The following is a 12,409-nucleotide window of genomic DNA, read 5'->3' as shown; positions in this document are numbered from 1 at the left end:
TCATCTGCGGGTCCCTGAGATCAGGGCTTCGTCTGACGGCGTGCGTAGCATAGACTGGCGCCATGATGGAGAGTGATGCCGCGTCTGCACGCGGGAATGTGCCGCAATATTCAGTTTCCGAGATTTCCGGAGCCATCAAGCGCACGCTTGAGACCGGATTCGGGCGTGTTCGTGTGCGCGGTGAGGTGACGGAACTCAAGCGTTACCCGTCCGGACATATTTATCTGTCCCTGAAGGATGAGGGCGGAAAGATCTCTGGCGTCATCTGGCGCGGAACCGTGTCCCGGCTTGGTATGGCGCCTGAGAACGGTAATGAAGTCATCGCGACGGGGAAGGTCTCGTCCTACGGCGAGCGCTCCAGCTATCAGCTCATCATTGATCGGATGGAATTCGCAGGTGAGGGAGCTCTGCTCGCCAATATTGAGCGCCTGCGTCGCAAACTGCTTGATGAGGGACTGTTCGAAGCCGATCGTAAGAAACCCATTCCGTTTCTGCCATCGCTTGTCGGTGTCGTGACGTCACGGTCCGGGGCGGTTCTTCATGATATCCGTACGACCATTGAACGTCGCTTTCCCCGGGATGTGTTGTTGTGGCCCGTTGCCGTGCAGGGAGAGGGGGCCGCGGCCCAAATCGCTGCGGCTATTGACGGTATGGCACAAAGGGCTCGTCGCCCGGATGTTCTGATTGTGGCCCGTGGTGGTGGCTCTCTTGAAGATCTTATGGCCTTCAATGATGAGCGTGTTTTACGTGCCGTCGCAGCCTGTCCCATCCCGGTTATTTCTGCTGTGGGTCACGAGACAGACACCACACTGATCGATCTTGTTTCAGATCGTCGTGCACCGACGCCAACGGCCGCAGCAGAAATGGCTGTGCCCTTGCGCTCTGAACTGGTCGCAGATCTGGCACATCGGACGGCCCGTCTGGCAGGTGGTTTGAGCCGCATCATGCAGACATCCCGGGCAAGGCTGGAGCAGGCTACATCGCGACTGCCAGATCTGCCGTCTCTTCTTGAGACTGCACGCATGCGTTTGGATGACCGGAGCCAGCGCCTTGATCTTGCTCTTCCAGCCTTTGTCATGCGCGCAAGAAGCCGTCTGGATGCTCCGGTACGGCAACTGCCGTCGCCGGAGCTGATTGTCAGCCGGGCCAGGGCCGCCCTGACGGCGCCCTCAAGGCAACTTCCGTCACCACGATTGCTGATCGAACGGCGACAGAGCGCTCTTCGTGCGTCAGAGACTGCTCTTGTCACGGCCTGGCAGCGCGCGTCCCAACTGTTCCACCTTCGGGTAGAACGACAGAGACTGTCTCCTGAGGCTCTTAAGAGCGCCATCCGGCTTCAGAAAGCGCGTCTTGATGGGTTGGGAAGTCATCTGGAAGCGGTCTCCCCGAGGGCGATCCTCAGTCGGGGATATGTGCTCGTTCAGGATAGCAAAGGGCGTCCCGTGACCCATTCGGACGCGGAACCTTTGAACGGACGTGTGGTTCTGTCTTTCGCTGACGGCCAACGTGGGGCAAAACTCGATACCCTTCTTACGTCCCAGGCCGATCTGGGTCTTTAATGGTGAAGTGTCCGGGCGTGGCCCGGTTTGTGATCCGGAGTTCACATGCGTTCGTTCTGGTTGAGCCTTGTTGTCCTGCCTCTTCTGGCAGCTTGTGCGGAGCAGCCTTCCGCCCCATCTTCCAGCGCGGACGTGCAGGCTCGCGCCCAGAAGATTCCTCCGCAGGATTTTGCTCCGGGATTGGCCGAAGAAGCTCCGGCGGATGGTCATAAGGTGCTTCTGAATGACCCGTCTGCGGCGTCAAATACGCCGCTTTGCGGGACAGCGCAGCGTGAAGCCAATCAGGCAGGATCAGCGCTTTATGCGCAGGGTTTGGCCACCACAACGTCGTCCTGCCCGCAGAATGCGTGTTTTGAACCTTTGACGGGAACGTTCATTGCGGCAAACGGCAACAAGAGCGTCTGCCGGTAAAAGTTTTCCTGGCAGATTGAGCTGGCGCATTTCCCTATCATCTTCAGTGCTTTAAAGTAGATCTCACGAAAGAGTGAGGTTTGATATGACTGATGAGCTGAAATGTCCCAAATGTGGGTCGGAGCATGTTTATCCGGATGGGACCCTGTGGGTCTGTCCGGACTGCGGCAATGAATGGAACCCGGAAGAGGGCGGTCAGGCCGACGCTGGCGACGCATCTGCGGAAATCAAAGATGCCAATGGCAATGTTCTTGTAGATGGTGACAGCGTTACTGTTGTGAAGGACCTGAAGGTCAAAGGATCTTCGCTGGTTGTGAAAAGCGGTAGCAAGGTCAAGAATATTCGTCTTGTTGATGCGACGGACGGGCATAATATTGCCTGTAAGATCGCGGGAATTGGCGCAATGAACCTGAAGTCTGAATTCGTAAAAAAATCCTGACGGGTTACGCCATTTAGTTACATCGTGTGTGCTTTCATCAGCCTTCGTGAGGTCTCCTTGCGAAGGCTGATGCAGTTCTGGGGCATACGCCGTTCGGCAAATACAGGGGATGTAGGCATGTATGTCATTCTTGGCGGGACGGGCCATGTCGGCCGCGCTGTTGCACAGACTGTTCTGGCGGCTGGGCATGATGTCACGGTAGTAACCCGGCAGGTGGTTGCGGCCTCTGAACAACGCCATGACGGCGTAGATTATGCGGCAGTAGATGTGAACGACACCGATACTCTGAGGGCGCTTTTTCAGAGGGCGCAACGCGTGTTCGTCCTCAATCCCCCTGCTGCAGTGTCTGGTAATACGGATGTGGAAGAACGCAAGACCGTATGCTCCATTTTGAAAGCACTGCGGGGCGTTGCTCTGGAAAAGGTCGTCGTGCAATCCACCTATGGCGTGCAGCCTGGTGAGCACTGTGGCGATCTCGGCGTTTTGTATGAGCTGGAACAGGGTGCGCAGGCCCTGAACGTTCCGGTGTGTATTGTCCGCGCAGCCTATTACATGAGCAACTGGGCAGGGGCGATAAGCGCTGCAAAAGCAACAGGAGTGCTACAGACATTTCTGCCGCCAACACAGGCGTTTCCCATGGTCGCTCCAGAAGACGTTGGAAGCCTGGCAGGTCAGTTACTGATGTCTGACGTCGAAGAGAGGGGTATCCACAATATTGAGGGGCCGGAGAGCTATACGCCTTCAGATGTTGCTGCTGTCCTTTCCAGACTGGTTGGACGCGCCGTCCAAGTGCAGGTTATTCCCCAGGAGAGGTGGTATGAGGCCTATCGCGGAAATGGTTTCTCGAAAGAAGCCGCGCAGTCTTATGCGAACATGACCGGGCTCTTTGTTCATCAACATTATGACCGCCCCGCAGACCCCGTGCGGGGCTCCACAAGCCTTGAAGTTTGCCTGAAGCGTTACGCATGAACCGGGCATAAAAAAAGCCGACCGGGAAATATCCGGTCGGCTTTTTGTTGGGGTGAGAAGCGGGTGTTACCGCTTCCACCAGCCCATGCGACGCGTCACCGGTGGCAACTCGTCAATGTTGATGGGCTGTAGCGTGTTTCCATCATCTGCTGCGGCATCGTCGGCTTTGACAGCCTTGGTTGCGCGACGGGCGCGAGTACGCTTCGGCTTGGCGGTTGCCTCTTCCTCGGCGATAGGAGCCGAGGCCTCCGGAGCCATTGCTTCCACAACAACGTCGTCTGCCTTGGCTTCTGTAGCCTTGGTCGTGCGACGGGTGCGTGGGCGCTTTGGCTTTGCCGGAGCTTCCTCTTCCGTCGGAGCAGTCAGAGCAGCCACGACAACTTCTTCTGCCACTACCGGTGCCGCTGCTTCAGCCTTCACAGCCTTGGTGCTGCGGCGGCCTCTGGTGCGCTTTGGCTTTTCCTGTTCTGCAGCAATCGGCTCGGCAGCGATCTCGGCAACGTCAACTACCGGAGCGCTTTCGACAGAAAGGCGGGCAGGGGTTGCTGTGGATGTCTGAAGCGGGCGGGAAGCCTGCTCCATTTCAGCCTGTTCGATCACATCGAAAATATCGAAGCTTCCACCGAACGGATCAGCCGGCGTCGGGCCTGCATATCCACGCGAAACAGGCTGGCGTTCTTCCCGGCGGCGCTGGGAAGGCTGCTGAACCGGAGCGTGGCGTGCTGGCTTAGGTGCTTCTTCCTGGACGGACACCTTTTCCTGCACCGGGGCTTCTGCTGCGACTTCGTCTTCCTTCTGAACACGCTTGAAGCGCGTCCGACGACGACCCGGGATAAGACCGACTTCTTCGGTTTCATCGTCAGACCGGTGGACGGAAGGCTGTTCACCGTTTGGTTCGGCAGCATTGCCCTGAACGGTCTCGTTCTCGCCATTCTGATCACGGCGACCACGACGACGGCGACGACGACGACGACGGTTGCCGTTGTTGCCCTCTTCCTCATCGCCCGTGTTGACTTCGACGTCTTCACTCCGGGCAGGCAGTTCAGCTCGCGCTTCAACCGCGGCTGCCTGAGGTATGACAGGTGCCTCGTCCTCGATGATTTCGATCGTGCGGACGTTGTGAGGTGCAGCAATCTGAGCCGGTACTGGCTCTGGTGCCGGTGCAGCCGTCTGCGGACGGATGCGCTCGATACGCATGTCTGCTGCGGGCAGATCTTCTTCCGTGCGGAAGATCACGCGCATGCGGTGACGCTGCTCAATGTCAGACAGCCAGTCGCGCTTGTTGTTCAGAATGTAGAGGGCAATGTCCGATCCGATGTGAACATCGATTTCGGCAGCACGCTGGCGGGTGCCTTCTTCATCAATGGCACGCAGCACATGAAGAGCGGAGCTTTCTGTACCGCGAATGAAGCCAGTGCCCTGACAGTGCGGGCAAGGCGTCAGCAGTGATTCAGCGATGGATGGACGTAGGCGCTGGCGGGACATTTCGAGGAGGCCGAAATGAGAGATATGTCCGACCTGAATGCGCGCGCGATCAGTACGCAGGGATTCCTTAAGGCGCTTCTCGACCTGAGCGTTATGGCGACGGCTTTCCATGTCGATAAAGTCAATGACGACCAGGCCGGCCAGATCACGCAGGCGCAGCTGGCGTGCAACTTCTTCAGCAGCTTCAAGGTTCGTGCGGAGTGCCGTTTCCTCAATGTTGCGCTGGGACGTGGATTTACCGGAGTTCACGTCGATGGCGACAAGCGCTTCCGTCTGGTTGATAACCAGATAGCCACCAGACTTCAGGCGTGCGGTCGGGGAGAACATTGCATCCAGATGCCCTTCGACGTTGTAACGCGCAAAGAGGCTCTGCCCACGGTTCTGCCAGAGCTTCACCTTGCCAGCATTGTGCGGCATCAGCAGGCGCATGAACTCACGCGCACTTCTCCACGCAGATTCACCGTCGACCATGATGTCTTCGATGTCTTTGGAGAACAGGTCGCGAATGGCGCGCTTGATGAGGCTCGCTTCCTCGTAAACCAACGTTGGAGCAACGGAAGACAGGGCGTGTGAGCGAATGTCATCCCAGAGCTGAAGCAGGTATTCACAGTCGCGGATGATTTCCGGTCCTGGGCGTCCTGCACCTGCTGTCCGGACGATCATGGCCATCGTCTTGGGCAGGTTCAGCTCTGCAATGATGTCGCGCAGACGGCGGCGATCCGTGTCAGACGTAATCTTGCGAGAGACACCACCACCGCGCAGGGCGTTCGGCATCAGGACGCAATAACGGCCAGCGAGAGAGACGTAGGTGGTAAGGGCCGCACCCTTGTTGCCACGCTCTTCCTTCACGACCTGAACGAGCAGGACCTGACGGCGGCGAATGACTTCCTGAATCTTGTAGTTGCGCAGGAAGCGAGCCGTACGACGCGAAGCCGCGCTTTCCTCACCTGTGTCGTGCTCGCCACCAACGGTCTCCGGTGCGCGACGATCCTGGTTGTCGTTCTCTTCCGTCTCGTCAGAAGCAGGTTCTTCCTCACTGTCCGGAAGTTCGGCGCGCTGTTCAGACGCAACTTCTTCTTCCTGGATGGCCAGAAGCTTCTCGCGGTCGGCGACGGGGATCTGGAAGTAATCCGGGTGAATTTCGCTGAAGGCGAGGAAGCCGTGACGGTTTCCGCCGTATTCTACGAAAGCGGCCTGAAGGCTCGGCTCAACACGGATGACTTTGGCAAGGTAGATGTTGCCCTTGAGCTGTTTCTTGGACGATGTCTCGACGTCGTAATCTTCAACGCGGTCACCGTCCATGACCACAACACGCGTTTCTTCCGCGTGTGTGGTGTCGATAAGCATACGCTTGGTCATGGAAAACTGAACTCCACGATGCTCCAGTGTGGCGCTTTGGGCCAGAGGGAACACCTGATTGTACGGGGTGGAGGGGGCGGATCAGCCGGAATGCCAGACCGCGGGACGCATCTGGTCCCGTTTCGGTTAGGCTCCTGGCTGTGATCACGTCGCGTGACATTCGACCCCTGACAGACGTCCGGCCCATGGTCTGGTACCGGATGAAAACGCACTCCGGTCAGGTTGTGAGCCTGTGCCGGACTGAACTAATCCTGCCGGAGCAGCCCGATCAGGACATGGCGCAGAAAATGTCCGGCACATGTCAAACGATGGGGCGTCGCGGCTCGGACGATCGAGGCGGGAGCGTTGTGGGAAAAGGATAAAAGCCCACAAACGATCGGACCGCTCTCTTCAGGTCCTTGGCACACAGGATGACTTAAAGAAGAGCCGCTGGCAAGCAGGGCTTTTTCCGGCTCTCCAAAAGATGCTTTGCCTTGTTTCAGACATTGTCCTGTGTCTGTTATGATTGAAGGTCCAGATGATCGAAAAGACGCAGGGTAAACGGATGCTGACGCGACGCATGGTAATGGAAGGTCTTGCCTGCCTCTCCACGGTGGCTCCCCTGGGTGCCATTGCCCGGACCAGGCATCCGTCACCCCATTCCACATCCGCAAAGCCGCTTCAGGCACCAGCTGTTCATCGAAATGCGCCGCCGCCCAAACCGCTGGTCATGCTGGATCCCGGACATGGCGGGAAAGATCCTGGCGCAATCGGTATTTCCGGTACGTATGAGAAACATATTGCCGAAGCTGCGGCAACAGAACTGCGGCGCCAGCTTCTGGCATCCGGCCAGTACCGCGTGGCTATGACCCGTTCAGAAGACCATTTCATTCCCCTGGAAGGGCGCGTGGAAATGGCCCAGCAGCATCAGGCACATCTCTTTATCTCTATGCACGCCGATGCATTGCATGACCGCGATGTTCGCGGGGCGAGTGTCTATACGCTTTCCAGCGGAGCGTCTGACGCTCAGACAGCAGCGCTGGCTCAGCGGGAGAATAGTGCAGATCGGTTTGGTGGCCCTGCGTTTCATGGCATGTCTCCCGACGTCCAGCAGATCCTTTCCAGTCTGGTCTCTGAAGAAACTCGGCGCGGGTCTGCGCACATGGCATCCAGCGTTGTAGGCGCATTTCGTAGTCGCATAGGGCTACTGACGCATCCGTCACGTCATGCGGCTTTTGTGGTGTTGAAGTCTGCAGAAATACCGTCAGTTCTGGTGGAAATGGGGTTCATGTCCAACCGGCTGGATGAGGCTGCGTTACGGCAGGCTGTGCATCGCACGCAGGTTGCCAGCGCTATGAAAACTGCGGTTGATCGGTACTTTTCAACCCGCCCCGGTGTGATGACAGGTTGACCCTGAAAGAACGCAGGGCAGAGTTTTTAGTCATGTGGGTTGCGCATGACGAAAGAATCGGACATTTTCCGTGCCCATGACATTTCTTTCGATCCTCTCGCTTCGACTTATCGGCCCCTGAACGCCACATCAAGGCGGGCAGCGTTCCGTTGCGTTCAGGGGATGACAGACCAGAAAATTTCCTGACCAGCGAGATGATCAAGACATGACTTTCCAACACCCGTCCTTCGGTACAATTTCCGACGACCGCGTTATCATTTTCGATACGACGCTGCGTGACGGTGAACAGTCCCCCGGTTTCTCCATGAACCTCGAAGAGAAGCTCCGCATGGCTCATGCGTTGAGCGCTCTGGGCGTGGACGTTATTGAGGCAGGCTTTCCGGTCGCATCCAAGGACGACTTCGAGAGCGTGCGCAGCATTGCGGATGAAGTCCGTGGTTCCGTGATCTGCGGTCTGGCCCGGAGCGGTGGCAAGCGCGACATTGAATCCTGTGGTGAAGCCCTGAAGGGCGCTGAACGCTCCCGGATTCATAACTTCATTTCCACATCTCCACTGCACATGAAGTACAAGCTGCGGATGGAGCCGGAAACGGTTCTGGACATCATTGCGTCTGGCAATCAGAAGGCACGCCAGTACACGGACGACGTGGAATGGTCTGCTGAAGACGGGTCCCGTACGGACCCTGACTTCCTGTGCCGTTGTGTCGAGGTCGCCATTAAGAATGGTGCGAACACCATCAACATTCCTGACACCGTAGGTTTTGCAACGCCCGAAGAAATGCGACGTATTTTTGATATGCTGCGTGAACGGGTGCCGGGTGCGGATCAGGTAATCTTCTCCACCCATAACCATAATGATCTGGGCCTGGGTGTTGCGAATACGCTGGCCGCTGTCGAAGGCGGTGCCCGTCAGATCGAATGTACGATCAATGGCATTGGTGAGCGTGCTGGCAATGCTGCGCTGGAAGAAATTGTCATGGCGCTGCGGACGCGCCATGACCAGTACGGCAAAGTGACGGGCATCGAGACGCCGAAGCTGCTGGGCATGTCCCGGATGCTGGCGACGATCACGGGCTTCGACGTGCAGCCGAACAAGGCCATCGTTGGCCGGAACGCCTTCGCACATGAAAGCGGCATCCATCAGGATGGTGTTCTGAAGAACGCTGCCACCTATGAAATCATGACGCCGGAAAGCGTGGGTTGGAACAAGAGCTCGCTGGTGATGGGCAAGCATTCCGGCCGTGCGGCATTCCGCGACAAGCTGGCTCAGCTTGGCTACCCGCCGCTGGAAGACGAGGCTCTGAACGCTGCTTTTGCCCGGTTCAAAGATCTGGCTGACAGCAAGAAGGTCGTGTTCGATGACGATATCTGTGCACTGGTCGATGATGAAAGCCGCGACCACGAGCGCGTTCATCTGATTTCTCTGGAAGTTGCGTCCGGCACCAAGCAGAAGTCTCAGGTCAAGCTGGAAATCAGCGTTGATGGCGCCATCCAGTATGCGGCTGTCAGTGGAAATGGTCCGGTTGATGCCGCATTCCGTGCCATCGGGGAGGCATTCCCTCATTCAGCAGAGTTGGCGCTGTTCTCTGTGGCAAACGTCACGGAAGGAACGGACGCTCAGGCCCGCACCACGGTCCGTTTGCAGGAAAATGGTAAGCTCGTAGACGGTCAGGGTGCTGATGCCGATACGGTTGTGTCTGCTGTTCGTGCTTATATCCATGCTCTGAATAAGCTGCTCACCAAGCGTGAGCGGACCGAGCCTGAAGCACTCTAAGTTTCGAACGAACCATGAGAGATCATCAATAAACTAATTAATATAGTTTATTGATGATCTAGACAAAAATAACACGATTGATATTGTCTCCTTCTGAATTTGGAAGGGGCAGCTATGCCGCATTCGTGGCTTTATACGGCGTCGGGTCTTTTTGTAGGCTTTCTGGTGGGCATGACCGGAGTGGGGGGAGGGTCCCTCATGACGCCGCTGCTGATTCTGCTGTTTGGGGCAAAGCCTCAGTCAGCTGTCGGAACAGACCTGCTTTACGCAGCCGTTACGAAAATTGTTGGCACCGGCCTCAACCGCCATATGGGCGTTGTGAACTGGAAGATTGTTGGCTGGCAGATGGCGGGGAGTCTTCCGGCAGGTCTCCTGTGCCTGATTTTCCTGCACCATGCAGGGATGTCAGATGCTGCCTCCCGTCTGATTCAAGTTGTTCTCGGTGTAGCTCTGCTTCTGACGGCACCGGCAATTTTGCTGAAGCCGAGGCTCAGAACATGGGCTGAAGGGCGTAAGCCTCTGAGCAATACGGCCGAAACCGTTTTGACCGTTTTACTTGGTATTTTGTTGGGAACGCTGGTGACGCTGTCGTCAGTGGGCGCTGGGGCTGTCGGTATGGCTGCTCTGACGATGCTGTATCCGCGTCTGACAACACGAACGCTCGTTGCAACAGATATCGCGCACGCAGTGCCATTGACCCTGATTGCAGGGGGAGGTCACTGGTTGGAAGGGGCGGTTGATACTGCCGTGCTTCTCGCGTTGCTGATGGGATCCATCCCGGGAATTATTTTGGGAACGTTATGTGCGGGCAAATTGCATGAAGACACCCAGCGGTGGGTTCTGGGCATTCTGCTTGCTGTTATTGGTTTCCGGATGATTTAACATCCGGAAACCGTGAAACTCAGTAGCCGTAATTGCTCTGCTGAGGGTAGCCGCCGTTGTTATAGCCCTGCTGCTGAGGGTACGGGTTCTGGCAGTTCGTGTTGGGTGGGCACTGATACTGCTGTTGCTGCTGCGGATAGGTCGGGTACTGACCGTTCTGCTGCTGATAGCCCTGAGGGTAACCACCCTGCTGAGGATAACCATTCTGGTACCCACCCTGCTGGTAGCTCGGGCGATTAGGGGCGGTAACAGCACCGGTCGTCGCGCCGAGGGCGCCACCGGCAAGTGCACCAATTGCTGCACCGCGACCACCGCCAGCAAGTGCGCCGATGGCTGCGCCTGCACCACCACCCAGAAGACCACCGCCGAGCGCGCGGGATCCTGGGTCATAATTTCCCTGGCAACCGCCGAGGGAAAGAACGGTCGCAAAAGCTCCAATCAGGGCCACGCCCCGAACAGCAGAGCGGTCGATAACGGACCTCATGTCACAAATCCTTAGAGTTCATGGTCGCCAAGTCCGATGTCAGGCTCAGTAACCGTTCCGTGAACGCTGGCTTGGCGTGGTCGCCGCACCAACAGCAGCGCCTGTACCACCACCTGCAAGTGCGCCGATAGCCGCGCCACGTCCACCGCCAGCAAGTGCACCAATTGCTGCACCGGCGCCTGCGCCTACAAGCGCGCCAGAACCTGCACGGGCGCCACTGTCGTACGGGCTGCCGCAACCAGCAAGGGCAGCGCCACAAAGAGTCAGGACGGCGATCAGGCGAGGAGTCTTGGTGATGTTCATGTTTTTATGCCCTGTTCTGTTTGGTTTCTCCGAACTCCAGTCATCTTTCAGAAAGGAATGTCGGATAAGACCATGTAGTGGTAACGTGGAGAACGTGACTGAAGGGTGGCAGGATTGAGGCGCGGAAAGATTTTTTTCCATGTCCTGATGTCGCGTGATGAAAAGTTGTTCGTCATGAATGACATTATCCGAACTGTTACCCTTGCTGAACGGCCTTTGCATCGTTAAGTCCACCCGCGGGGAGCCCGCCCCACTTTACGATATATAATCTGTCTGCCGCACAGAGCCGCGCCAGGAGTTTTGGATGTTTTCTCGTCTGCTGGGTCTCATGTCTGCTGACATGGCGATCGACCTCGGCACTGCCAACACGCTCGTTTACGTTAAAGGCCGCGGCATCGTGCTCGATGAGCCGTCTGTGGTTGCCATCGCTGAAGTGCGCGGCAAAAAGCAGGTTCTGGCTGTTGGTAACGAAGCCAAGCAGATGGTCGGGCGTACGCCTGGCAACATCACTGCCATCCGTCCGCTGCGGGACGGCGTCATTGCGGACTTCGAAGTCGCGGAAGAAATGATCAAGCACTTCATTCGTAAAGTGCACAATCGCCGGGCTTTCGCGAGTCCGCAGATCATCATCTGCGTTCCTTCCGGTGCAACGGCTGTTGAACGTCGGGCCATTCAGGAAAGTGCCGAGAGCGCGGGTGCCCGCAAGGTCATGTTGATCGAAGAGCCGATGGCAGCCGCAATCGGTGCAGGCCTTCCGGTTACTGAACCGTCTGGCAGCATGATCGTGGATATTGGTGGCGGGACGACGGAAGTGGCCGTGATCTCGCTCGGTGGCATTGTCTATGCTCGTTCTGCCCGTGTTGGTGGAGACAAGATGGACGAGGCCATCATCTCCTACATCCGGAAGACCTATAATCTTCTCGTAGGCGAAAGCTCTGCCGAGCGTATCAAGATCGAGCTTGGCGCCGCCATGATGCCGGATGATCCATCCAATCCGGATGGCCCCATCACGGAAATCAAAGGCAGGGACCTGATCAACGGCGTGCCGCGTGAAGTGATGGTCAGCCAGGCCCAGATTGCCGAAAGTCTGGCAGAACCGGTCATGCAGATCGTGGATGCCGTGACGACAGCACTGGAAAATACGCCACCTGAACTGGCTGCCGATATCGTGGACAAGGGGATTGTCCTCTCCGGCGGTGGTGCGCTGCTGTACCGCCTCGATGAGGTTCTGCGTCTCTACACCGGGCTTCCTGTGACCGTGGCTGAGAATGCGCTGTCGTGTGTGGCGCTGGGAACGGGGCGTGCGCTCGAAGAAATGCGCCGTCTGCGCAGTGTTCTGAGCAGCATGTACTGA

11 protein-coding genes are annotated in these 12,409 nt (G+C 57.3%); 8 read left to right on the top strand and 3 right to left on the bottom strand.

Translation table 11 applies throughout. The annotated features are described in order from the left end of the window. Window positions 1–62: 62 nt before the first annotated feature. The 4 genes from xseA (at window position 63) to KP705_RS01645 (ending at window position 3,378) form a co-directional block, all read left to right on the top strand. A complete protein-coding gene (gene xseA, locus KP705_RS01660; protein WP_215763887.1) occupies window positions 63–1,559 on the top strand; it encodes an exodeoxyribonuclease VII large subunit in 1,497 nt (498 codons plus the stop codon). A 45-nt stretch (window positions 1,560–1,604) separates the two neighbouring features. After that, on the top strand, window positions 1,605–1,970 hold the full coding sequence (locus tag KP705_RS01655; RefSeq protein WP_215763886.1) for a hypothetical protein: 366 nt from the start codon (window positions 1,605–1,607) through the stop codon (window positions 1,968–1,970). An 85-nt stretch (window positions 1,971–2,055) separates the two neighbouring features. Then, window positions 2,056–2,409 (top strand): zinc ribbon domain-containing protein YjdM, encoded by a 354-nt coding sequence (locus KP705_RS01650; RefSeq protein WP_215763885.1) that lies wholly within the window; start codon window positions 2,056–2,058, stop codon window positions 2,407–2,409. A gap of 117 nt (window positions 2,410–2,526) precedes the next feature. After that, complete coding sequence (locus tag KP705_RS01645) at window positions 2,527–3,378, top strand: NmrA family NAD(P)-binding protein (RefSeq protein WP_215763884.1); 852 nt, start codon at window positions 2,527–2,529, stop codon at window positions 3,376–3,378. Between the two features lie 66 nt (window positions 3,379–3,444). Here the strand turns inward: KP705_RS01645 and KP705_RS01640 are convergent, their stop codons facing one another. Continuing rightward, entirely contained in the window at window positions 3,445–6,222 is a 2,778-nt protein-coding gene (locus KP705_RS01640; protein ID WP_215763883.1) for an Rne/Rng family ribonuclease, read from the bottom strand. A 544-nt stretch (window positions 6,223–6,766) separates the two neighbouring features. Here KP705_RS01640 and KP705_RS01635 point away from each other — a divergent pair. The 3 genes from KP705_RS01635 (at window position 6,767) to KP705_RS01625 (ending at window position 10,268) form a co-directional block, all read left to right on the top strand. Further along, the gene (locus tag KP705_RS01635; RefSeq protein WP_232309132.1) at window positions 6,767–7,612 is read left to right on the top strand and encodes an N-acetylmuramoyl-L-alanine amidase; all 846 of its coding nucleotides are present in this window, start codon (window positions 6,767–6,769) and stop codon (window positions 7,610–7,612) included. 205 nt (window positions 7,613–7,817) lie between these two features. Continuing rightward, window positions 7,818–9,386, top strand: coding sequence for a 2-isopropylmalate synthase (locus tag KP705_RS01630; RefSeq protein ID WP_046899736.1), 1,569 nt, complete (start codon window positions 7,818–7,820; stop codon window positions 9,384–9,386). Between the two features lie 114 nt (window positions 9,387–9,500). Further along, window positions 9,501–10,268 (top strand): sulfite exporter TauE/SafE family protein, encoded by a 768-nt coding sequence (locus KP705_RS01625; RefSeq protein ID WP_099210484.1) that lies wholly within the window; start codon window positions 9,501–9,503, stop codon window positions 10,266–10,268. A 19-nt stretch (window positions 10,269–10,287) separates the two neighbouring features. On the opposite strand, the gene KP705_RS01620 is transcribed toward KP705_RS01625, so the two are convergent. Both KP705_RS01620 and KP705_RS01615 read right to left on the bottom strand, forming a co-directional pair. Beyond that, window positions 10,288–10,752: a hypothetical protein gene (locus KP705_RS01620; protein WP_046899735.1), complete on the bottom strand. Its 465-nt coding sequence runs from the start codon at window positions 10,750–10,752 to the stop codon at window positions 10,288–10,290. A 45-nt stretch (window positions 10,753–10,797) separates the two neighbouring features. Further along, window positions 10,798–11,055 carry a hypothetical protein gene (locus tag KP705_RS01615; protein ID WP_046899876.1) on the bottom strand — a complete coding sequence of 86 codons (258 nt, stop codon included), beginning with the start codon at window positions 11,053–11,055 and terminating at the stop codon, window positions 10,798–10,800. Between the two features lie 304 nt (window positions 11,056–11,359). Here KP705_RS01615 and KP705_RS01610 point away from each other — a divergent pair, with 304 nt between their 5' ends. Then, window positions 11,360–12,409, top strand: coding sequence for a rod shape-determining protein (locus KP705_RS01610; protein WP_007283695.1), 1,050 nt, complete (start codon window positions 11,360–11,362; stop codon window positions 12,407–12,409).

It is taken from the genome of Gluconobacter sp. P1D12_c, assembly GCF_018812105.1.
Classification (GTDB): Bacteria; Pseudomonadota; Alphaproteobacteria; order Acetobacterales; family Acetobacteraceae; genus Gluconobacter; species Gluconobacter oxydans_A.
The sequence above is the reverse complement of the archived record's forward strand: the minus strand, read 5'-3'. Positions and strand labels throughout refer to the sequence as shown.